The 22,466-nt window shown below is 66.6% G+C and carries 22 protein-coding genes; 17 read left to right on the plus strand and 5 right to left on the minus strand.

Annotated elements, in window-relative coordinates:
• Positions 1-87 precede the first annotated feature (87 nt).
• Positions 88-1,542, plus strand: coding sequence for an MFS transporter (locus tag MKK62_RS18800; RefSeq protein WP_434085102.1), 1,455 nt, complete (start codon positions 88-90; stop codon positions 1,540-1,542).
• Positions 1,543-1,698: 156 nt separating this feature from the next.
• Complete coding sequence (locus MKK62_RS18805; protein WP_240258416.1) at positions 1,699-3,447, plus strand: proline--tRNA ligase; 1,749 nt, start codon at positions 1,699-1,701, stop codon at positions 3,445-3,447.
• Here the strand turns inward: MKK62_RS18805 and MKK62_RS18810 are convergent, their stop codons facing one another.
• Positions 3,448-3,906, minus strand: a complete 459-nt coding sequence (locus MKK62_RS18810; RefSeq protein WP_240258415.1) for a ferritin-like domain-containing protein — start codon at positions 3,904-3,906, stop codon at positions 3,448-3,450.
• A complete protein-coding gene (locus tag MKK62_RS18815) occupies positions 3,903-4,430 on the minus strand; it encodes a hypothetical protein (protein WP_240258414.1) in 528 nt (175 codons plus the stop codon). The genes MKK62_RS18810 and MKK62_RS18815 overlap by 4 nt, the downstream gene beginning before the upstream one ends.
• A 172-nt stretch (positions 4,431-4,602) precedes the next feature.
• On the opposite strand from MKK62_RS18815, the gene rimP reads away from it, so the two are divergent.
• The 13 genes from rimP to MKK62_RS18880 all read left to right on the plus strand — a co-directional run bounded on the left by rimP (position 4,603) and on the right by MKK62_RS18880 (position 18,085).
• The gene (gene rimP / locus MKK62_RS18820; protein WP_240258413.1) at positions 4,603-5,127 is read left to right on the plus strand and encodes a ribosome maturation factor RimP; all 525 of its coding nucleotides are present in this window, start codon (positions 4,603-4,605) and stop codon (positions 5,125-5,127) included.
• A 46-nt stretch (positions 5,128-5,173) separates the two neighbouring features.
• Positions 5,174-6,217, plus strand: coding sequence for a transcription termination factor NusA (gene nusA, locus MKK62_RS18825; protein ID WP_240258412.1), 1,044 nt, complete (start codon positions 5,174-5,176; stop codon positions 6,215-6,217).
• A 170-nt stretch (positions 6,218-6,387) separates the two neighbouring features.
• The gene (locus MKK62_RS18830; protein ID WP_350355763.1) at positions 6,388-6,645 is read left to right on the plus strand and encodes a DUF448 domain-containing protein; all 258 of its coding nucleotides are present in this window, start codon (positions 6,388-6,390) and stop codon (positions 6,643-6,645) included.
• 67 nt (positions 6,646-6,712) lie between these two features.
• The gene (infB, locus tag MKK62_RS18835; RefSeq protein WP_240258410.1) at positions 6,713-9,433 is read left to right on the plus strand and encodes a translation initiation factor IF-2; all 2,721 of its coding nucleotides are present in this window, start codon (positions 6,713-6,715) and stop codon (positions 9,431-9,433) included.
• A gap of 32 nt (positions 9,434-9,465) precedes the next feature.
• A complete protein-coding gene (gene rbfA, locus MKK62_RS18840; protein WP_240258409.1) occupies positions 9,466-10,023 on the plus strand; it encodes a 30S ribosome-binding factor RbfA in 558 nt (185 codons plus the stop codon).
• Positions 9,998-10,996 carry a DHH family phosphoesterase gene (locus MKK62_RS18845; RefSeq protein ID WP_240258408.1) on the plus strand — a complete coding sequence of 333 codons (999 nt, stop codon included), beginning with the start codon at positions 9,998-10,000 and terminating at the stop codon, positions 10,994-10,996. Before rbfA ends, MKK62_RS18845 begins: the two co-directional genes overlap by 26 nt.
• On the plus strand, positions 10,993-12,312 hold the full coding sequence (locus MKK62_RS18850) for an MATE family efflux transporter (protein ID WP_240258407.1): 1,320 nt from the start codon (positions 10,993-10,995) through the stop codon (positions 12,310-12,312). The genes MKK62_RS18845 and MKK62_RS18850 overlap by 4 nt, the downstream gene beginning before the upstream one ends.
• Positions 12,309-12,890 carry a sugar O-acetyltransferase gene (locus tag MKK62_RS18855; RefSeq protein ID WP_240258406.1) on the plus strand — a complete coding sequence of 194 codons (582 nt, stop codon included), beginning with the start codon at positions 12,309-12,311 and terminating at the stop codon, positions 12,888-12,890. The genes MKK62_RS18850 and MKK62_RS18855 overlap by 4 nt, the downstream gene beginning before the upstream one ends.
• Positions 12,891-12,955: 65 nt before the next feature.
• Positions 12,956-15,613 (plus strand): helix-turn-helix transcriptional regulator, encoded by a 2,658-nt coding sequence (locus tag MKK62_RS18860; RefSeq protein ID WP_240258405.1) that lies wholly within the window; start codon positions 12,956-12,958, stop codon positions 15,611-15,613.
• Positions 15,614-15,715: 102 nt separating this feature from the next.
• Positions 15,716-16,270 (plus strand): hypothetical protein, encoded by a 555-nt coding sequence (locus tag MKK62_RS18865; protein ID WP_240258404.1) that lies wholly within the window; start codon positions 15,716-15,718, stop codon positions 16,268-16,270.
• Positions 16,271-16,276: 6 nt separating this feature from the next.
• Positions 16,277-16,840: a hypothetical protein gene (locus MKK62_RS18870; protein WP_240258403.1), complete on the plus strand. Its 564-nt coding sequence runs from the start codon at positions 16,277-16,279 to the stop codon at positions 16,838-16,840.
• Between the two features lie 28 nt (positions 16,841-16,868).
• Complete coding sequence (locus tag MKK62_RS18875; RefSeq protein ID WP_240258402.1) at positions 16,869-17,423, plus strand: hypothetical protein; 555 nt, start codon at positions 16,869-16,871, stop codon at positions 17,421-17,423.
• Between the two features lie 98 nt (positions 17,424-17,521).
• Complete coding sequence (locus MKK62_RS18880; protein ID WP_240258401.1) at positions 17,522-18,085, plus strand: hypothetical protein; 564 nt, start codon at positions 17,522-17,524, stop codon at positions 18,083-18,085.
• Between the two features lie 12 nt (positions 18,086-18,097).
• Here MKK62_RS18880 and MKK62_RS18885 read toward each other — a convergent pair whose 3' ends face one another.
• On the minus strand, positions 18,098-18,847 hold the full coding sequence (locus MKK62_RS18885; RefSeq protein WP_240258400.1) for an enoyl-CoA hydratase: 750 nt from the start codon (positions 18,845-18,847) through the stop codon (positions 18,098-18,100).
• A gap of 143 nt (positions 18,848-18,990) precedes the next feature.
• On the opposite strand from MKK62_RS18885, the gene MKK62_RS18890 reads away from it, so the two are divergent.
• Complete coding sequence (locus MKK62_RS18890; protein ID WP_240258399.1) at positions 18,991-19,245, plus strand: DUF2277 domain-containing protein; 255 nt, start codon at positions 18,991-18,993, stop codon at positions 19,243-19,245.
• Complete coding sequence (locus MKK62_RS18895) at positions 19,236-19,802, plus strand: DUF1802 family protein (protein ID WP_240258398.1); 567 nt, start codon at positions 19,236-19,238, stop codon at positions 19,800-19,802. Before MKK62_RS18890 ends, MKK62_RS18895 begins: the two co-directional genes overlap by 10 nt.
• A gap of 9 nt (positions 19,803-19,811) precedes the next feature.
• On the opposite strand, the gene MKK62_RS18900 is transcribed toward MKK62_RS18895, so the two are convergent.
• Entirely contained in the window at positions 19,812-20,798 is a 987-nt protein-coding gene (locus MKK62_RS18900) for an alpha/beta fold hydrolase (RefSeq protein WP_240264058.1), read from the minus strand.
• Entirely contained in the window at positions 20,798-22,447 is a 1,650-nt protein-coding gene (locus tag MKK62_RS18905; protein ID WP_240258397.1) for a CocE/NonD family hydrolase, read from the minus strand. The genes MKK62_RS18900 and MKK62_RS18905 overlap by 1 nt, the downstream gene beginning before the upstream one ends.
• Between the last annotated feature and the right edge of the window lie 19 nt (positions 22,448-22,466).

Here is a 22,466-nt window from a genome sequence, read left to right on the forward strand (position 1 = left end):
CGAGCAGTTCACATGCCCGATACGCACCCAGAAAAGACCGCCCGAAAACAAACCGAGCCAGCCGGGCCGACCAAGTCGGCGCCGTGGATGCCGACGCGGCGGTTCTTCGCTGCCGTCATCGCCATCGCCGGCATGCAGCTGATGGCGACCATGGACGGCACGATTGCCATCGTCGCGCTTCCCAAGATCCAGAATGAGCTGAGCCTCTCCGACGCTGGCCGTAGCTGGGTCATTACCGCATATGTGCTGACCTTCGGCGGCCTGATGCTGCTGGGCGGGCGTCTGGGCGACACCATTGGCCGCAAGCGAACGTTCATCGTCGGCGTCACGCTGTTCACCATTGCCTCGGCGCTGTGCGGAATCGCTTGGAACGACGTGACGCTGGTGATCGCGCGGCTGCTGCAGGGCGTCGGGGCCGCGATCGCGTCACCGACTGGCTTCGCGCTGGTGGCGACGACGTTCGCCAAGGGGCCGGCGCGCAACGCCGCCACTGCGGTGTTCGGCGCGATGACCGGCGTCGGGTCTGTCGGGGGACTGGTTGTCGGTGGCGCGCTCACCGAGTTGTCGTGGCGGCTCGCATTCCTGGTCAACGTCCCGATCGGGCTGGTGATGATCTACCTGGCCCGCACCGCGCTGCGGGAGACCAACCGCGAGCGGATGAAGCTCGACGCGGCGGGCGCCGTGCTGGCGACCCTGGCCTGCACCGCGGCGGTGTTCGCGTTCTCGACGGGCCCGGAGAAGGGCTGGATTTCGGTCACCACCCTCGGCGCTGCCGCCATCGGTCTCGTCGCGTTCGGCGCCTTCGCATGGGTCGAGCGCACCGCCGAAAACCCTGTCGTGCCGTTCCGGTTGTTCTTCGACCGCAACCGCCTGGCCACCTTCATCGCGATCTTCATGGCGGGCGGCGTCTTGTTCACCGTTACCGTGCTGGTCGCCATCTACGTGCAGGACATCATGGGTTACAGCGCCCTGCGCGCCGGTGTCGGCTTCATCCCGTTCGCTATCGCGATGGGCATCGGGCTGGGCGGCTCGTCGCAGCTGGTGTCCCGTTTCCAGCCCAGGGTCGTGGTCATCGCCGGCGGTGCCTTGGTGGTCGGCGCGATGATCTACGGCTCGACCTTCAACGGCAGCATGCCGTACTTCCCGAACCTCATCGTGCCGGTCGTGATCGCCGGTATCGGCATCGGCATGATCGTGGTCCCGGTCGCGCTGTCGGCCATCGCGGGTGTCGGCTTCGACCAGATCGGACCGACCTCGGCGATCGCGCTGATGCTGCAAAACCTCGGTGGCCCGGTCGTTCTCGCGGTCATCCAGGCCGTCATCACGTCACGCACCCTGTACCTCGGCGGCACCAACGGACCGGTGAAGAACATGAACGCCGCGCAGCTGCACGCACTCGACCATGGCTACACCTATGGGCTGCTGTGGGTGGCGGGCGTCGCGATCATCGTCGGCGGGGTCTCGCTGTTCATCGGCTACACCGCCGAGCAGGTGGCGCACGCGCAAGAGGTCAAAGACGCCATCGACGCCGGCGAGCTCTAGCTGCCGACGCGAAACAGAAGCCACGGCTGTCATCCCATCCGGATCGCAGCCGTGGTTGCTGTTTGGCCGCTCCACTCACCACACGGTGCCTGACGGCGTCGACCCGCATCGCCCGGCCTGCGGCCGCGCTCGCGATCGCCGCTAGGCTTGCGCGCTGTGATCACCCGGATGTCCGAGCTGTTCCTGCGCACTCTGCGCGACGACCCCGCCGAAGCCGAAGTCGCCAGCCACAAGCTGTTGATCCGAGCCGGCTACGTGCGGCCGATCGCGCCGGGTCTGTACAGCTGGCTGCCGCTGGGTCTACGGGTGCTGCGCAACATCGAGCGGGTCGTGCGCGAAGAGATGAACGCCATCGGCGGCCAGGAGATCCTGTTCCCGGCATTGCTGCCGCGCGCGCCCTACGAAACCACGAATCGGTGGACCGAATACGGCGACGGGGTGTTCCGGCTCAAGGATCGTCGCGGCAACGACTACATGCTCGGGCCCACTCACGAGGAGCTCTTCGCGCTGACGGTCAAGGGGGAGTACAGCTCCTATAAGGACTTCCCGCTGACGCTCTACCAAATCCAGACCAAGTACCGCGATGAAGCCCGCCCGCGCGCCGGCATTCTCCGCGGCCGCGAATTCGTCATGAAGGATTCGTACTCCTTCGACGTCGACGAGGCCGGCCTCAAGAACGCTTATCACGCACACCGTGAGGCCTACCAACGGATCTTCGCCCGGCTGAACATCGATTACGTGATCGTGTCGGCGGTATCGGGCGCGATGGGCGGTTCGGCCTCCGAGGAATTCCTGGCCGAGAGCCCGATCGGCGAGGACACCTTCGTGCGGTGCCCACAATCCGGCTACGCCGCCAACGTCGAAGCCGTTGTGACCGCGCGCCCGGAGAGTCTGCCGCTCGACGGCCAGCCCGACGCCGTGGTCTACGACACCGGCGACACCCCGACGATCGCAACCTTGGTCGAGTGGGCCAACGGCGCCGGCCTGGGTCGCACGGTCAGCGCGGCCGACACCTTGAAGAACGTTCTGGTGAAAGTGCGCCAGCCGGGCGGCGATTGGGAGCTGCTGGGCGTGGGGCTGCCCGGTGACCGCGAGGTCGACGACAAGCGACTGAGCGCAGCGCTCGACCCGGCCGAATACGCGCCGCTCGACGACAAGGACTTCGCCAAATACCCGTTCCTGGTGAAGGGATATATCGGTCCGAAAGCGTTGCTGGACAACGGTGTTCGTTACCTGGTGGACCCGCGGGTGGTCGACGGCACCAGCTGGATCACCGGTGCGGACGAAAAGGGCAAGCACGTCGTCGGCCTGGTAGCCGGACGCGACTTCGTCGCCGACGGCACCATCGAGGCGGCAGAAGTGCGCGACGGCGATCCGTCGCCCGACGGCGCCGGGGTCCTGGTCGCCGCCCGGGGCATCGAGATCGGGCACATCTTCCAGCTCGGCCGCAAGTACACCGATGCGTTCACGGTCGACGTGCTGGGCGAGGACGGCAAACCGGTGCGGCTGACCATGGGCTCCTACGGCGTCGGGGTGTCTCGGCTGGTGGCGGTCGTCGCCGAACAGCAACACGACGAGTTGGGGCTGCGCTGGCCCGCCGAGATCTCGCCGTTCGACGTCCACCTGGTGATCGCCAACAAGGACGCCGAAGCGCGGACCGGGGCTACCTCGCTGGCCACCGACCTCGACCGGCTCGGCCTCGAGGTGTTGCTCGACGACCGCACCGCGTCGCCGGGGGTGAAATTCAAAGACGCCGAGTTGCTCGGTGTGCCGTGGATTGTCGTGGTGGGCCGTGGCTGGGCGGACGGGAAGGTCGAGTTGCGCAACCGTTTCAGCGGCGAGAACCGTGAGCTCATCGCCGGCGCCGGGCTGGCCACCGAGATCACCACGGCCATCGCCGGCTGACTAGTCGGAGCCGGGAAGGGCCGTCGTGATCGGCCACTCGCCGAGCTGCTGCCTCCAGCGCGCCGCCAGCACCGCGCTCTGGGTCAGGGCCGTGACACCGAACGTCCGATCATCATTGCTTTGTGCCTGCTCGACGAAGACCCGCCAGACGGCTTCGGTGTCCTGTTCCATCCGCACAGCAAGCTTCTCCGCGTCCGACGGAGTGATCACCGGCATCGGCAGTTGATAGCCGGCGGCCGCCACCGGGCCCTGCACCGAACGCCCGGACAGCATCGTGATCACCCGGTCGCGCCTGTCTCGATGTTGGCTCAGCGCGGACGACACCAGCTTGTTCACCTCCGGGGCGCAGCGCGCCGAGACGACGCCGTAGCCGTAGACGACGGCGTGCTCGTTAGCCAGCGCATCACACAGCGCCTTGTCGGCGGCGGTGTTGGCAGTCGACGGCTCCGTGGAGGTCACGACGCGGCTGCTCCAAAGACAAGCGCGACGGTGTACGACGCGGTGCACGACGCCGCGATCGATCCGAGCAACCCGGCGCGATAGCCCGACGACGTGCTCGCCAGCTGACGGGCGCTGTCCGCGGACGCCTTGAGCGCGTCAACGACCGAGGCCAGCGGGGGCGCGGGCGCCGCCGCGGCCGTCGTCGTGGTCGTCGTCGTTGTGGGACTCGTCGCCGAAGACGACGTCGGGGCTACGCGCTTGATCTCGGCCGTGAGGGCCTCCGCGTGCTGTGAGCGTTCCGCAGCGACCTGCTTGAGTGCTCTGCCGGCTTGGTCATCCGCACCGACGGCGGCCGCCGCGGCCAACTCGCTGTCGTGATGTGCCAGGCTCAGCTGTTCTTCGAGGTCGTCGACGGTCGGCGCCGGTGCGGGTGGTGAGCTGCACGCGGGCGCAGAGATCGCCAAGGCAGCAAGGGCGATGCCACCCGTGAGTGCCCGTCGTCTATTGACGGCGGCGACGAATCCCGGCTCGGCGCGAAGCATTGCCATATCCTGCCATCGGCGCGACCGGAGGTTGTAACGCCGGCGGACCTCGAACACGATCACGTATTACGGCGCATTCCTGGCGTATCGTTGGAAAACAGTCCCTTGCGACCGTCGGATCTTCGGCGCCGCAGGTCTGACCGACCGGACAACTCAAGATGAGGAGCTCGCTGTGGCCACCGGCCTACCGTCGCAGACGCAGGTGATCGAGCTGCTCGATGGTGAGTTCGCGCGCGCCGGATACGAAATCGAAGACGTCGTCATCGATCAGCGGTCCCAACCGCCGCGGATAACCGTCATCGCCGACGGCGACAAGGCGCTCGATTTGGACACCGTCGCCGAGCTGTCCCGGTCAGCCTCCAGCCTGTTGGACGCCGAACGCGAGATCGCCGGCGCCTACGTCCTGGAAGTCAGTTCGCCCGGCGTCGATCGCCCGTTGACCAGCGAAAAGCACTTCCGCCGGGCCCGTGGCCGCAAGGTCGACATGGCGCTGACGGACGGGTCGCACGTGACCGGCCGCGTCGGCGAGACCATCGAGGGCACGGTGAATGTTGTGGTACGCGATGGCCGCGACTGGACGGTTCGCCCGATCGCGCTCGGCGAAGTCGCCAAAGCCGTTGTCCAAGTCGAGTTTTCGCCGCCACCTCAGCGAGAGCTGGAGTTGGCTGGTGTCGATCGACGTGCGGAGGGCGAATGAACCCGTCGGCGACGATGCAGAGAACAGCGATGAGGAGGAGCGGCGAATGAACATCGACATGGCCGCTCTACACGCGATAGTGGTCGAGCGCGGGATCTCCTTCGACGACCTGCTCGAAGACGTCAAGGCCGCGGTGCTGAGCGCTTACCGCCACACCGAAGGACATCAGCCCGACGCGCACATCGACATCGACCGCAAATCGGGTTCGGTCCGGGTGCTGGCGCGCGAGGTCGACGAAGACGGCAACGTGCTCAGCGAGTGGGAGGACACGCCGGAAGGGTTTGGCCGCATCGCGGCGACTACCGCACGCCAGGTGATGCTGCAGCGCCTGCGTGACGCCGAGAACGAGCGCACCTACGGCGAGTTCTCCACCCACGAGGGTGAGATCGTCGCTGGGGTGATCCAGCGCGACAGTCGGGCCAACTCGCGCGGGTTGGTCGTCGTGCAGATGGGCAGCGAGACCAAAGGCTCCGAGGGCGTGATCCCCGCCGCGGAACAGGTTCCCGGCGAGGCGTATGAACATGGGGACCGGCTGCGCTGCTACGTCGTCGGTGTCAGCCGGGGTGCCCGCGAGCCGGTGATCACACTGTCTCGCACCCACCCCAACCTGGTCCGCAAGCTGTTCTCGCTGGAAGTCCCCGAAATCGCCGACGGATCGGTGGAGATTGTCGCGGTGGCACGGGAAGCGGGGCACCGCTCCAAGATCGCGGTCACATCGCGGGTACCGGGCCTCAATGCCAAAGGCGCCTGCATCGGCCCGATGGGACAGCGGGTGCGCAATGTGATGAGCGAGTTGTCCGGGGAGAAGATCGACATCATCGACTTCGACGACGATCCGGCACGCTTCGTCGCCAATGCGTTGTCGCCGGCCAAGGTGGTGTCGGTGACCGTCATCGACCAGAACGCGCGGGCCGCGCGGGTCGTGGTGCCCGACTTCCAGCTGTCCTTGGCGATCGGTAAGGAAGGCCAAAATGCCCGGCTGGCCGCCCGTCTGACCGGCTGGCGGATCGACATCCGCGGCGACTCACCCGACGGCGATACCGCGCACTCCCAGGACTCCGCACCTGAGCAGATAGCACACGACGGCTAGCCGCGCGGACGCCGCGGGGGGTTCTGACCACCGGTTGGATGCAGGTAAACTAAGCCGTGATCCAGCGCGAGTCTTCAGCCTCGGCGCACCGACGTACCGAAGGACCGGTACGGACGTGCGTCGGTTGCCGAAAGCGAGAGTTGGCCGTTGAACTGCTCCGAGTGGTGGCTGTGTCGACGGGGAACGGTAAATACGCCGTGACCGTTGACCCAGCAGGTACTCTGCCGGGGCGGGGTGCTTGGCTGCATCCCGTTCCACAGTGCGCCACAGAAGCAATCCGGCGGCGAGCTTTCGCTCGAGCGTTGCGCATCGCCGGCACGCCGGAAACGTCAGCGGTGGTCGAGCACATCGAACTCCTCGATGGGTCCGACCATCCCGCCAACAGAACAGGCAGCAAAGAACATGAGCACACCGTGAAGTCCCGATGACCATGCGTCATAGCTAGTACCCGAGGCGCGGCCTACCACCGCTGTCGCCTCATAGACAGGAGATGTAGTGGCAGGCAAGGCCCGTGTACACGAGTTGGCTAAGGAACTCGGTGTCACCAGTAAGGAAGTCCTCGCTCGGCTAGGCGAGCAGGGCGAATTCGTTAAATCAGCGTCCTCGACAGTCGAAGCGCCCGTCGCGCGTCGACTGCGGGAATCGTTCGGCGGCGGCAAGCCCGCCCCGGAGAAGACATCCGGCAACGGCGCGGCGGCCGCAAAGCCCGCCGCCAAAGCCACCACGGCCAAGCCGGGGGCCCCGAGGCCCACGGCGCCCGCGCCAACCCCAGCACCTGCGCCGCCGGCCGCGCCGGCGCCTGCAGCCCAAGCACCGGCCGCGCCGATCCAACAACCGCCGGCTGCGACGGCGACTCCCGGGCCTAGCCCGACCCGTCCCGGTCCGACGCCGGGTCCGCGCCCGGCCGCCCCGAAGCCGGCCGCCCGGACCCCGCGCGTTGGTAACAACCCGTTCTCGTCTGCACAACCCGTCGAGCGGCCCGCCATGCCGCGGCCTCAGGCCCCCCGGCCGGGTGCGCCGCGTCCCGGCGCCCCCCGACCGGGTGGGGCCTCACCTGGCAACATGCCTCCTCGTCCGGCCGCAGCCGGTCGCCCGCCCCGCCCGGGCGGTCCGCGGCCCGGTGGTCCTGGCGGCCGACCAGGTGCTCCCGCCGGCGGTGGACGCCCCGGCGGCGGCGGTGGCGGTAACTACCGCGGCGGCGGTGGTGGCGGCGGAGTCGGTGCCCCGCCTGGAGGCGGCGGCTACCGCGGCCGTCCCGGCGGTGGTGGCGGCGGTGGACGCCCCGGTCAGCGCGGCGGTGCCGCTGGTGCGTTCGGGCGTCCTGGTGGTGCTCCGCGACGGGGCCGCAAGTCGAAGCGGGCAAAACGCGCCGAATACGAAAACATGCAGGCGCCGGTCGTCGGCGGCGTGCGGTTGCCGCACGGGAACGGTGAAACCATTCGCCTGGCTCGCGGCGCGTCGCTGTCTGACTTCGCCGAGAAGATCGACGCCAACCCGGCATCGCTGGTGCAGGCGCTGTTCAACCTCGGCGAGATGGTGACCGCGACTCAGTCTGTCGGCGACGAGACCCTCGAACTGCTCGGCAGCGAGATGAACTACGTCGTGCAGGTCGTGAGCCCCGAGGACGAGGACCGCGAGCTGCTGGAGTCCTTCGACCTCACCTACGGCGAGGACGAAGGCGGCGAGGAAGACCTGCAGACCCGGCCGCCGGTGGTGACCGTGATGGGTCACGTCGACCACGGCAAGACGCGACTGCTGGACACCATCCGAAACGCCAGCGTCCGTGAGGGCGAGGCCGGTGGCATCACCCAGCACATCGGCGCTTACCAGGTGACCGTCGACTTCGAAGGCACCGAACGGCCGATCACCTTCATCGACACCCCGGGTCACGAGGCGTTCACCGCCATGCGTGCCCGCGGTGCCAAGGCCACCGACATCGCGATCCTGGTGGTCGCCGCCGACGACGGCGTCATGCCGCAGACGGTGGAGGCGATCAACCACGCGCAAGCGGCCGACGTGCCAATCGTGGTGGCGGTCAACAAGATCGACAAGGAGGGCGCCGACCCGGCCAAGATCCGGGCCCAGCTCACCGAATACGGTCTGGTGGCAGAGGACTTCGGTGGCGACACGATGTTCGTCGACATCTCCGCGAAGGCAGGCACCAACATCGAGGCGCTGGAGGAAGCAGTACTGCTGACCGCTGACGCCGCACTGGACCTGCGGGCCAATCCCGACATGGAAGCCCAGGGTGTGGCGATCGAAGCACACCTCGACCGGGGTCGCGGCCCGGTGGCCACGGTGCTGATCCAGCGCGGAACGCTGCGGGTGGGGGACTCGATCGTGGCCGGCGACGCCTACGGGCGCGTCCGCCGAATGGTCGACGAGCACGGCGACGACGTCGAAGAGGCGCTGCCGTCGCGTCCCGTCCAGGTCATCGGGTTCACCTCAGTGCCCGGCGCCGGTGACAATCTGCTCGTCGTCGACGAGGACCGCATCGCACGCCAGATCGCCGACCGGCGTAGCGCCCGCAAGCGAAACGCTTTGGCGGCACGCTCGCGCAAGCGCATCAGCCTGGACGACCTGGACGCCGCGCTGAAGGAGACCAGCCAGCTGAACCTGATCCTGAAGGGCGACAACTCCGGAACCGTCGAAGCTCTGGAAGAAGCGCTGCTGGGGATCGAGATCGACGACGAGGTCGCGCTGCGGGTCATCGACCGCGGTGTCGGTGGCGTCACCGAGACCAACGTCAACTTGGCGTCGGCTTCGGACGCGATCATCATCGGGTTCAACGTTCGAGCGGAAGGCAAAGCCACCGAGCTGGCCAACCGCGAAGGCGTGGACATTCGCTACTACTCGGTGATCTACCAGGCCATCGACGAGATCCAGAGTGCGCTCAAGGGCATGCTCAAGCCGATCTACGAAGAGAACCAGCTGGGTCGCGCCGAAATCCGCGCGTTGTTCCGGTCCTCCAAGGTCGGCATCATCGCCGGTTGCCTCGTGCAGTCCGGCGTGGTGCGCCGCAACGCCAAGGCCCGTCTGCTTCGCGACAACATCGTGGTTGCCGAGAACCTCACGGTGTCCTCGTTGCGCCGGGAGAAGGACGATGTCACCGAGGTTCGCGAAGGCTACGAATGTGGTTTGACGCTGACCTACTCCGACCTCAAAGAGGGCGACGTCATCGAGACCTACGAGCTGGTCGAGAAGGAGCGCGTTTAGGCCTATGAGCTCCGACAAGCTGAACCTTCGGCATGGCTGACCCGGCGCGGGCGCGCCGGCTGGCCAAGCGGATCTCCGAGATCGTCGCCTCGGCAATCGAGTACGAGATCAAGGATCCCGGCCTGGTCGGAGTCACCATCGTCGACGCCAAGTTGTCCGGCGACCTGCACGACGCGACGCTGTACTACACGGTGATGGGCTCCACTCTCGACGACGAACCCGATTATGACGGGGCCGCGGCGGCGTTGGAACGCGCAAAGGGCGTCCTGCGCAGCAAGGTTGGGGCCGGTACCGGGGTGCGTTTCACGCCGACGTTGAGCTTCAGCCGGGACACGGTGTCCGACTCCGTGCAGAAGATGGAGGAGTTGCTGGCGCGCGCACGGGCGGCAGACGCCGACCTGGCACGCGTCCGGCAGGGCGCCACGCCGGCCGGTGATGCCGATCCGTACCGCACGACCGATGACGACGACGTTTCGCTCGGCGACGATGCGGGCCGTGAAGCGGCCCGAGGTGGAGCCGGGCAAATCAGCACGGGGGCATTAACCGATAAGGGGAAAGGCGCCGGTGACGACGATCAACGCGAAGACTGAATCGGCGGCGGCACAACGCGTCGACGCCGCCGGCGCGGCGCACGTGATCGATGCCGCGGCCTCGGTCGGAGTCGTTTGTCATGTGCATCCCGACGCCGACACGATCGGTGCCGGCCTGGCGCTGGGTCTGGTGCTCGATCGGTGCGGCAAGTCGGTCGAGGTGAGCTTCGCCGCACCTGCCGCGCTTCCCGAGTCGTTGTCTCTGCTGCCCGGTAAGCATCTTCTAGTCGACCCCGCTGCGATGCGACGGGATGTCGATCTCGTTGTCACGGTGGACATTCCGAGCGTCAACCGGCTCGGCGACCTGCGGGACATGGTCGGTCCGGGCCACGAGGTCCTGGTCATCGACCACCACGCGTCGAACCAACTGTTCGGCACCGCGAATTTTGTTGAGCCGTCTGCGGATTCCACCACGATGATGGTCGCCGAGTTGCTCGACGCGTGGGAGAAGCCGATCGACGCCGACGTGGCGTGCTGTCTCTACGCCGGGCTGACCACTGACACCGGGTCGTTCCGGTGGGCCAGCGCCAGCGCCTACCGGCTGGCGGCGCGGCTGGTCGAGCTGGGCATCGACAACGCGGGGATCACCAGATCGCTGATGGACACCCATCCTTTCGCCTGGCTGTCCATGCTGTCCCGAGTGCTGAGCTCGGCACAGCTGGTGCCCGACGCCGCTGGTGGTCGTGGGTTCGTGTACGCGGTCGTCACCAACCAGGAATGGGCCAGCGCACGACCGGAGGAAGTCGAGAGCATCGTCGACATCGTCCGCACCACTCAGCAGGCAGAAGTCGCTGCGGTGTTCAAAGAGATTGAGCCGCAACAATGGTCGGTCTCGATGCGAGCGAAGGCCGACATCGACCTGTCCGCCGTTGCATCGTCGTTCGGCGGCGGCGGTCACCGACTCGCCGCCGGTTACTCGACGACGGGTTCGGTCGACGACGTCGTGACCGCGTTGAGCGCCGCTCTGGGGTGAGCGAACCCGTCCGGTCGCAACCGGGTGGCCGACACATAGCGCGGCTGGCGCTCCCGGCCCTCGGAGTGCTGGCCGCCGAGCCGCTGTATCTGCTTTTCGACACCGCGATCGTGGGTCGGCTCGGCGCACTGAGTCTGGCGGGATTGGCGATCGGCGGACTGATCCTCGGTATGGTCGGTTCGCAGCTGACATTTCTGTCCTACGGCACCACCGCGCGCGCAGCCCGCTACTTCGGTGCGGGCGAGCGCGTCTCGGCGGTTGCGGAAGGTGTGCAGGCGACCTGGCTGGGGCTCGGTCTGGGTGTGCTGATCATCGTGGCGGTGCAGGCCGCGGCGGAGCCGGTGGTCTCTTCCATCGCAGGCTCGCGCGACATCGCTGACGCCGCGGTGCCGTGGTTGCGTATCGCGATTGCGGGCGCGCCGGCCATCCTGGTGTCCCTGGCGGGAAACGGGTGGCTGCGCGGCGTGCAGGACACCGTTCGTCCATTGCGCTACGTGATCGCCGGGTTCGGCCTGTCCGCAGTGCTGTGCCCGCTGCTGGTCTACGGCTGGCTGGGCTTACCCCGTTGGGGACTCAGCCGTTCTGCCGTCGCCAACCTGTCCGGTCAATGGCTGGCCGCATTATTGTTCGCGCGGGCCCTGTTGGCAGAAGGGGTGCCGCTGCGAGTCGACGGTCCTGCGCTGCGTGCCCAAATTGTGCTCGGGCGCGACCTTTTCGTGCGCACGTTGGCGTTCCAGGCGTGCTTCGCCTCCGCTGCCGCGGTGGCGTCTCGGTTCGGTGCCGCAGCGCTAGCCGCTCATCAGGTGGTGCTGCAGCTGTGGAATTTTCTTGCGCTTGTTCTTGATTCGTTGGCCATCGCCGCCCAGGCAATGGTCGGCGCGTCGTTGGGTGCTGGCGACATTCGACTCGCGACGGCGACCGCCCGGCGCGTCACACTGTGGTCTGCGGTCGCGGCGACCGGACTGGCCGCCGTCTTCGGGGCCGGCGCTTCGGTCTTACCCCGGCTGTTCACCGACGACACCGCGGTGCTGAGCGCGGTCGGCGTGCCGTGGTGGTTCATGGTCGCGCAATTGCCCTTGGCGGGAGTCGTTTTCGCGCTCGACGGGGTTCTGCTGGGCGCCGGCGACGCCGCGTTTATGCGTACGGCCACCGTGATCAGCGCGCTGGTCGGCTTCTTGCCGCCGATCTGGCTGTCGCTGAAGTTCGGCTGGGGGCTCGCCGGAATCTGGTCAGGGCTGAGCTGCTTCATCGTCCTGCGGGTGATTTTCGTCGGTTGGCGTGCGGTGTCGGGGGATTGGGCGGTGACCGGTAGATGAGTAGCCAGCGGAAGCGAATGCTGAGCGGCGAGTTGTACCGCGCCGACGATCCCGAATTGGTGGCGCACCGCGAAGCCTGCCAGCGACTTCTCGCGCTGTTCAACGCCGGCGATGACGGCAGCGCACAGGTCTTGCATGACTTACTCGGATCGCTGGGGGAGGGTTCCGAGATCTTGCCGCGTTTCCAGTGCGACTACGGCACACGCATCGCGATCGGGGCCGGATGCTTCGTCAACTACGACGCGATCTTCCTCGACTGCGGCTCGATCACCATCGGTGACCACGTCCAAATCGGCCCGCGGGTTCAGCTCGTCACCGCATTGCATCCTGTCGACGACCTCGAAGCCAGGCGGACGGGGTGGGAATCGGCCGCTCCGATCGTAATCCGGGACAACGCCTGGCTCGCCGCCGGCGTGATCGTGTGCCCCGGAGTGACAATCGGCGAGAACTCGGTGGTGGGGGCGGGAAGCGTCGTTGTCAGGGACATTCCGGCTGGAGTGCTCGCGGTGGGCAGCCCATGCCGAGTCCTCAGGAAACTGAATAATCCGGCCGCCGAACGGCCCGAAAAGCCTGTCTGACTGCCGGTGCTCTTTGCCAGCGGCGTATCAGCCGCGGCATTAAAGTAAGTCCACATCATGTACGGATGTCCCAATCACCGTCTTTCGGTGACCTGCGCCGCAGCCGAGAACTGATCGTGGCTCGACTGCTCGAGCGCGACGTCGAGGTGCGGCAATTGGTCGCGCTGGCTCGACGTGTGGGCCGCGACCCGGGCCGGGTGGTGCTGCTGCGGGGCGAGGCCGGCGTCGGCAAGACCGCGGTGATCGGGGAATTGGTGGCCGGTGCCGGCCCCGACGTACGGGTGTTGCAAGGCTGGTGCGATCCGTTGACCACTCCCAGGCCGCTCGGTCCCCTGATCGACGCGCTGGCCGGGTTGGATCGCCGCGTGGCGGACGGGCTGACCGCCGCGCTCGACGCGGGCGATTCCGCCACCGTGTACCGGCGTCTGCTCGAGGTGCTGCGCGGCGGCCCGCGATGGTTGTGGGTGATCGAGGACGTGCACTGGGCCGACGGCGCCACGCTGGATCTTCTGAGGTTTCTCGGTCGTCGTATCAGCGGACTTCCTCTGCTGCTCGTGATGTCTTACCGCGACGACGAGGTTGGCCCGCAGCATCCGTTGGCCGCGGCGGTTGGCGACGTCGCGACCTCCGCGGCGATCACCCGTATCCGGCTTGAGCCGCTGAGCCGCGACGCGGTGGCCGAATTGGTCGCCGGCAGCGGGCTCAACGCCACCGACCTCCATCGGTTGACGAGCGGAAATCCGTTCTACGTGACCGAAATCCTCGGGGCAGCACCAAACCAGACGAGTCGCGGGCTGCCGCACAGCGTCGCCGAGGCGGTGTGGGGCCGGCTGGCGCGGTTGTCCGGGCCGGCCCGCCATACCGCCTATGCGGTGGCCGTGTGTGGTCCTCGCGCCGCGCTGCCTCTGGTGCAGACGATCTGTCCTCACGCGCAGGACGGCACGGAGGAATGCCTGCGTGCCGGAGTTCTGCTAGCCGACGACGACGTGCTCGTATTTCGCCACGAGCTGGCTCGGCGCGCCACACTGGATCAGATACCCGCCCACGAGCGCCGAGTGCTGCACAAGGCGGCGATGGCCGCGCTGGCCGAACCGCCCATCGACCCGGGGCTGTTGGCGGCGTTGGCTTTTCATGCCGACCAAGCCGGCGATGACGATGCCGCCGTGCGCTACGGAATTGCCGGCGCGCAGCGCGCCGCCGCGCTGGCCGCCAACCGTGAGGCGGCCGAACTGTATGCACTCGCGCTGGCCCACGGCGATGCCATTCCCGCTGACCAGAAGGTGACGTGGATAGAAGGGCATGCCTTCGCGCGCTACCTGTACGGTGACGCCGACGAGGCGGAATCGCTGTGGCGACAAGCGGTCGACATGCGGCGCGCGATGGGCGATCCCCTCGGCGAGGGTGAGGATCTCTGCCTGCTGTCGCATCTGCTCTGGGCGTCGATGGCTCGATTCCGTGAGGCGAGGCAGGCCGCGCAATCGTCCCTACGGCTGCTCGAAGGCCTCGGTCCCACACCGCAACTGGCCAGGTCCTTGGCGAACATGGTTTCCCTCGGCGTGCTCTCGTACGATCCGACCTGTATCGAATATGCCTCGCAGGCAATCGATGTGGGAAATGCTGTCGACGAGCGGGGGGTAGTCATGTCCGGACGCTGCCTGACTGCGCTGTGGTCGATCACCCAAGGCGGCCCCGGGTGGGAAGACATCGAAACGACCTGGCACGCCGCGATGTCGGACAAGGCATTGGCCGAGCACGTCGGCATCGTCGGAGGCGCGATCGGATGGACGGCGGCACTGCACCACGACCTCGACCGCGCGCAACGCTACAGCGACGAGCTCGCAAAGTTCTGCGATGCAGACGATCTGGGCTATTACGAGGTGATGCCGGTCGTCACCGCCGCGTTGGTGGCCCTGCAGCGAGGTGACTGGACGGCAGCGATTGCCAGCGCCGAGGAGGCATTCACCCGACGCGGACTGACCGACGTCAACTCGACAATGCCCAGGGTTGCCATGGCACTCGTCCGCGCGCGGCGCGGAGAAAAGCAGACTGGCCCCCCGCTGCATCCGCCGGCCGATGACGCCGAACCGGGTGATTTCTTCTTCTTCAGCCCGGCGTGGGCCGCGCGTGCCGAGATCGCCTGGCTGGCCGGTGACGACGAGGGGGCGGTTGCCGAAGCCACACGGGCGCTGGCTATTTCGGGACCAAACGCGGATCCTTGGCTGACCGGTCGGTTGCAGCGTTGGCTACACCTGGGTGGCGTCCTCGTGCCCCCGATTCCGGATCCGCTGACCCCCTACCAGATGGAAGTCAACGGCGACTGGCGTGCGGCGGCCGCGGAATGGGAGCGGCTACGGTGTCCCTACGACGCAGCGATTGCACAGTTGAGTGGCGATCTCGATGCGGTGCAGTCGGCGGCCGCCACCTTCCGCCGACTGGGCGCTCGGGCGGCGACCCGTCGTGCTCAGCAACGGCTCGGCGAACTCCGCGGTCCCACCACACCTGGCCGAGCCAGCCACAGCAAGTCCGACCCGCATCGGCTGACCCGGCGGCAGCGTGAGGTCGCCGTATTGCTGGCTGCCGGCAACAGCGACGCCGCGATCGCCGCGGCGCTGCACCTGAGCCCAAAAACCGTCGGCCACCACGTCGAAGCGATCTTGGACAAGCTCGACGTGGCGAATCGGGTTCAGGCTGCGCACAAGCTGAACCAGCCTGCCGTCGACTGACTGCGACACCAATTTGGGGAATTTTCCCCATGTGCGCTTCGCCCTGCACACCGGAGACTTCTCAGCATTAGCTCAGGCAAATGCGAACTAAGGGAGAGCTCCATGAACATCACCGCGTCACGGCGCAAAAATCAGATTGCTGCACTTGGCGTGGCCACCGCGGGCTTATTGTTTTGGGGGCTCAGCGAACTGGCCGCGGCTCCCGCGCACGCGGATCCCATCACCGACATGCTCAACAACGTCGAGGTTGTGTTCAATGCGGGCGAGCAGTTCTTTACCCTCGGGGACCAGTACTTGGCGGCGGGCGAGCCGACATACGCGGTCGATGCGTACCTGGCCGGGCTCGACAACACGTTGATCGCGCCTCTGGAAAACCTGTATGTCGACGGAATCGATGCGCTGACAAACACTCCGGTGGCGTCCCCGTTCGAAATCGATCCGATCAGCCCGGCTCCAACCGACTTCGCGGCAGTGCTGACCTATGCACAGGCGTTCTACGACATTGCCCAGGTCGACTTCACCCAGGCGACCAATCTCATGACCGCCGGTGATTTCCCCGCGGCTGAGCTGCTCGAGGTCGCGGGCAGCAACGCGCTCTGGCTCGAAGCGCCCAACGCACTCATCCTCGGCCTTACCGAGTCATTGTTCGGACTCTGATAGGGCGTGAACACGTTGACTAGCAACGACTTACGGATTCGCCGCCGGCTAGGCACGGGTGTGGCTCTCGGCGGGATGCTCTGCGCCGTGATGGGCCAGCTCGTTGGCGCACCGACTGCTCGCGCAGATGATCCCCTCAGCGAACTCCTCAACAACGTCCAGGCGGCCGTCGAGATCGGTAACGTCTACCTGAATGCCGCCGCGATGGACTTCTCGGCCGGCCTTTCGATCCCCGGTACATCGGCCGGCCTCATCGGGCTCGACAATGTCCTGATCGCACCCGAGGAAAACGCCTTGCTGGACACCGTCGATGCGCTGACGAACACACCCGTGCACGCGGTCATCGGATTCGAGCCGCTCAGCGGCCCGACTGATTGGGCGTCGGCTTTGGTTCAGATACAAGGCTTCGCCGATGCGGCCAACGTCGACTTCACCCAAGCCGCCAACTTCATGACTGCGGGCGATTTTCCCGCTGCCGAGCTACTCGACATCGAGGGATTCAATGCGCTTTGGGTCGAAGCGCCCAACGCGGCAATTCTGGGCCTGGTCGAATCATCGCTCGGATTCTGATTGTGCTACAAGGACTTTGGAGTGAGCAATGAGCATCGACCATAACATCAAGTGCACGGCTAGGACGATTAGCGCGGTCGTTGGCGGCTTGCTGATCGCCACGATGAGCCAGCTGGCGAGCGCGCCGAGTGCTCATGCCGACGATCCCATCAGCGACCTGCTGAGCAACATCCAGGCTGCCACGCAGACGGGTGTTTCGGACATGTCGTTGGCTGGTGACTATCTGCTCAACGACCATCCCGTCTTTGCGTTGAGCGCAAGCCTCGCCGCATTCGATAATTTTCTGGTCGCGCCCGAAGAGAATATATTCATTGACTCCGTCGACGCGTTGACTAGTGACCTAATACAAGGCCCCTTAGACTTCCCCGCGACCCCCATTCCGGACGACTGGCCTTCGACGGTCAGCGCGGTCCAGAGCTATTTGGAGGGCGCCCAGTTCGACTTCACTGACGCCGCCAACCTTTTCGCCGGCAACGACTTTGCGGCGGGCGAGTTGACGGAGATCTACGGGCTCAACGCGCTCTTGGTCGAAGCGCCGAACGCCTTCATCCTTGGCCTCGCCGAGTCGATCTTCGGTAACTGACTTGCTGCTCGGCTTCCGACGAGGCAAATGCAAACCCCGTGTCCCGGGACCTTAACTGTCGAAACGAACCGCTGCGCAACATATTCGGAGGAAGAGTGATGTCAGGCAAGTATCAACCTCGCCGCAATCGCATCACCGTGCTGGTAGGCGCGGCGGTCGGCGGGACGCTCATCGCCACGATGAGCCCGATGGCGACGGCGCCGCCAGCATACGCCGACGATCCCGTCACGCAGATGTTCGACAACGTGCAAGCGACCATCGCGTACGGCGAGGGCCTGCTCACGTTCGGTACGGAGTCGCTCGCTGCCGGCGAAATACCCGAGGCCTTGAATGTTGACTTGGCGGGTATCGAGGATCTGCTGTTCGGGCCGGAGGAGAACGTGTTCATCGACTCGGTCGGCATCCTGACGAACAATCCGGTCGACTACGAAATAGATATCTCGTCCATTCAGGTACCTCCGGCTGATCTGACCGATGCGGTCGCCGAGATACAAAACATCAGTGTCGCGGCGCAGAGCCAATTCATGGACGCCGCGCAGAGTTGGGCCTTGGGCGATTACGCACTCGCCGCCTTTCACGACCTCGCAGCGGCCAACTTCCTGGTGTTCGACGGACCGAACGAACTGTTCATCGGTCTCGCCGAGTCATTGTTCGGCATCTGACGTAGCGGGGCGTCAGCGAACCTGGGCGCGTCCGCGCTGCAGGACCGCCTCGCGGTTGGCGGCGATGTCGTCGCCTGACGTCCGAAAAGCCCGCGCCGCAGTCGCTTCCAGCCACAGCCCTTCGCCGGTCTGCGAGTCGTCGATCCGGTGGTAGGACGACAGCAGCGCGCGCACCGCGCTCTGGTTGTTGCCGACGATGCTTTCGGCGACCTTGCGTGCCGCGGGCAGCAACTCGTCGTGGGGCACCACTTCGGTGACCAGGCCGGCGCGCAGCGCATCCTGCGCGGACAAGTAGTCGCCGGTCATGCTCATCCGACGGGCGAGGCCGACGCCTACCTTCTGCGGCAGACGCACGCTGAGGCCCCATGTCGGCAGTAGGCCCACCCGTGCGTGGGTATCGGCGAATCGCGCATTTTCGGAAGCGATCAGGATGTCGCAGTAGAGCGTCAGCTCCAGCCCGCCGGTCACCGCCGCGCCGTTGATGGCGCCGATGACAGGCTTGCTCAGTGCCGGCCAGCGCGGCGAAATGTCTGGCAACGCGGTCTGGCCACCCAATTCCTTGAGGTCGAGCCCGGCGCAGAACACCGGGTCGGTGCCGGTGATGATGATGACGTCGACGTCGTCGTCGGTCTCGGCGTCGGCCAGCGCCCCGAAGAACTGGTCCCGCAGCGCCGCCGACAGCGCGTTCCGCGATTGCGGCCGATTCAGTGTCAGGGTCCGCACCCGCTCGTCGGTGTGGATCAACAAGATGTCGTCAGTCATGTGCTTCACCGTAGTCAGTGGATTGATGCTGACGTTTCGAGTGTCACCGTGTGGCGGCGGTTATCGCTCGATAGCCACCCTGGCCGCACACTCGGCGCCGTGGTTACACGGTCGATGTAAAGCCGCCGACCTATCGTTGAGACATGTGCCGGAACATCACTGAATTGCGTGGTCTCGAGCCGCCTGCGACCACCGAGGAAATCGAGGCGGCGGCGCGGCAGTACGTCCGCAAGGTCAGCGGCTTCACCCGACCCTCGTCGGCCAACGCCGAGGCCTTCGAGGCGGCCGTGGCCGAAGTCGCGGCGACCACCACCCGGTTGTTGCGCGCCCTGCCGGAGCGCCGTCAGCCGCCCAAGACCGACCCGCCGTTGCGTCGCCTCGCGACCCGGTGGCCGTGACCGCGACGACGCCCGCGCTCAAGGAGTGGAGCGCGGCGGTGCGTGCGCTGCTGGACGGACGGCAACAGGTGCTGCTGCGCAAGGGCGGAATCGGTGAAAAGCGGTTCGACGTCAATGTCGCCCGAGAGTTCCTGTTGTTCCCGACGGTCGCGCACAGCCACGCCGAACGGGTACGACCCGAGTTCCACGACCTTCTCGACGCAGCGGCCTGCGACAGCACCAACGATCAACTGGTCGTGCGGGCAGCAGCGAAAGTCGTTGCGGCGTATGCCGTCAACCGGCCGGACAACATTGACGCGCTGGAGGACCTGCACATCTGGACCGCCGATTCCGTGCGCCGCGACCGTCTCGACTTTCGGCCGAAAAACCGGCTCGCCGTACTGGTTGTGCAGGCACTACCGCTGCTCGCGCCGATCGCGCTGCAGCGCACGCCCGACTACGCCGGCTGTACCAGCTGGGTGCCGCTGCCGTTGATCGAGCCGGCGCTGGGCGAGCCCGTCCACGACGAGCGAACACTGCGCGACGTCGCCGATCGCGTCCGCGATGCCGTCGAATAGCGTGACGTATCAAGGAGTCTGGTCGACTAACACCGCGCCCTCGGGCCAGTCACCGACCGTGCCCAGCGACGTGGGCTCGCCGGCCGCCGTCAGTCGCACGACGTCGGCCAATTGCGCGGGCGCATCGCATTGCAGATAGTGGTCGGCGCTAGGCAATATCCAATAGCGGTTCAGACCGGGTTTGTCGCGCAGGAACTCTTGCCACACGTAGTTCGCGACCCGGACCGGGGCCACGTTGTCATGCAGACCCCACACCAGGCTGGTGTCGACGGCGCTGTGGGAAAGTGCCTGCAGCCAGGTGGTTTCGTCGGCGGCTCGCTCGTGGAGATATTGGATCGTGTCCACTAATACCGCCGGCTGGTCGTTGTGCGCGAAGCATCGCGTCAGGGCGGCGATCTCGGGATCGTCGGCGCCGCGTCGTGGCATGAAAGTCGTCACGCCCATGCCTGCGGCCAGCATCTCCGGAGTGGTGGCACGCGCAGTGCTTCGCCCCACGGTCGGATCCAGCAGCGCTTTCTGGAATCCGGTCAGATTGGCAAGGGGAAGATAGATATTCGCGTTGGTGAAGATGGCCTTGCGCGGGGGCTCCGTGTCCTCGAGGTCGTCGAACATCGACAGCGCGATCATGCCGACACTGGTGCCGCGGTCATGAGTCAGCATCGTGTAATCCGTCAACTGCCAGTGCTGGGTGATCGCGCTGATCAGCAACCGCGCATCGTCGTATAGCGAATACACATACGGTGTCGTCGGCTTGGCCGAGAGGCCATAGCCGGGGAAGTCGAGCAGATAGATATCGAAGTCGGCACCGAGTTCCCGTGTCAGCGCTAGGAAGTCGATGCTCGCCGTGGGAAAGCCGTGCACACAGACCAGCGCCGGCGCCCCCGGGATGCCGCAGCGGCGGGTGAAGACCGCGACGTCCGCACCGGAGTTGGCAGGGGTGGTCGATTTCCAGCGGATTCCCGTTCCGCCGCACGCCCATTCGTCGAAGTCGTCCATCATGAACCGACCGGGAGCACGATCCGCGAGGCGCCGAAGTGCACCTCGTGCGTGGACGGTGTCGTTTGGCTGGCTGTGGACGTCGCCTCGCCGTTACCGAGGTTGCGCGCGAAGCGGGGATGGCTACCGCCCGCGATGAGCACCCGAATGCGGGTGCCGGCGCGGAAGCGGTGCGAGATCGCGTCCAGTTCCAGGCTGACGTGATCGGTCGGTTCGCTGAGTCGTTGGTAGGCGTCGCTGACGTTGCGGGAGCGGCCCTTGGCGTCGACCTCGCTGATCCGAACGAATACGTCCACGAACGGATTGTCCGAGCTGTGCGCCAACTCGGCGACCGGGCATCCGTGCACGACCAAGTCGGTGGTGAGCGTGTCGCTGGTGAAGCTCAGCACGTCCCGGCGTGCCGCCAGCGCGGTGTCGTCGCGGTAGCCGCTGTCCGGGGAGAGCAGACGGCCGCCGATGCTGGGTGTCGGATCGGTGGGGTCGTACCGGAAACTCGCCGACGATCCAGTCGGCGGAGCGGTGTCCGCCAGGCCGCCGCCGGGCTGCAGGTACAGCGAGCGGCCGGTGGTGGTGGGCGGCCAGTCAGGCAATCCGCGCCAGCCCTCGTTGCCGACCCAGAACCGAAACCGGTCGGACCGCGGGGTCGCCGGGCGACCGGCAAGGTGGGTGTCCAACCATTTTTGGGTTTCCCGCGCGACGGTGGGTAGCCCGGCGAGAAGCAGCTGAGTATGCGTCCATGGGCCCACGGTCAAGCCCACGTCGATTCCGCGCGCGCGCAGATGCCGGAACTGGTGCAGCGTCTGGGGAAGGAACAGGTCTTGCCAGCCACTGAGTAGCAGCACCGGCACCTGAACCCGGTCGAGGGCAGAGTCGACTTTCAGCGGTCCCCAGAACGGGTTGTCGTCGGCCGGGGGAGTCAGCCAGGACTCCCACCACGGTGCCGCGTCGCCGAGCAGCGCGCGGCCGGCCGCGCCCAGCGGCGCTTGACTGGCGGCCCGCAGCACGCTTTTCTGCGCTCGCATTTGACGGATGCCGGCGCGAATGCGGCCCGGATCTTCTTGATGCGCAACCAAATTGCACCAGCCCAGGAAATCGTTGACGGTGAACGCGCCGGTGCCCCACGCCGACAGGCTCATGTCGTGGGGGCCCGCGATGATGACGCTGGTGACGAGTTCCGGCGGTGGGTCCTGCAGCAGCGCGAACTGGGTGAACCCGAGATAGGAGATTCCGATGGTGGCGAACCGCCCGGTGAACCACGGCTGCTGGCGCATCCACTCGACGGTGTCGGCGCCGTCGGCCGCCTCGTTGACCATCGGGGAGAACTCCCCGCCGGAACCGAATGTCCCGCGGACGCTCTGTAACACCACGCGATACCCGCGGGCCGCGTGAAGGTCGGCGAACACGATGTTGAACGGGAAGGCGCGGCCGTACGGTCCGCGGGCAAGCAGCGTGCCGACGACCTCTCCGGCGGGCTCGTAGACATCGGCGATCAGCTCGACGCCGTCGCGCATCGGAATCTTGACTTCGCTGACGGTGAAGCCGGTGGTCGGTGGCGCCAGCCGCAGCGTTCGGGCGAGCGCATGGCCGGCGAGTCGGCGGGGCAGTGTGCGCAGCGTCGATCGGGCGGGCCGCTGGGAGGTGGTCGTCACCGCATCAGGTTATGGGGAC

This window comes from Mycobacterium paraterrae (assembly GCF_022430545.2).
Taxonomy (GTDB): Bacteria; Actinomycetota; Actinomycetes; order Mycobacteriales; family Mycobacteriaceae; genus Mycobacterium; species Mycobacterium paraterrae.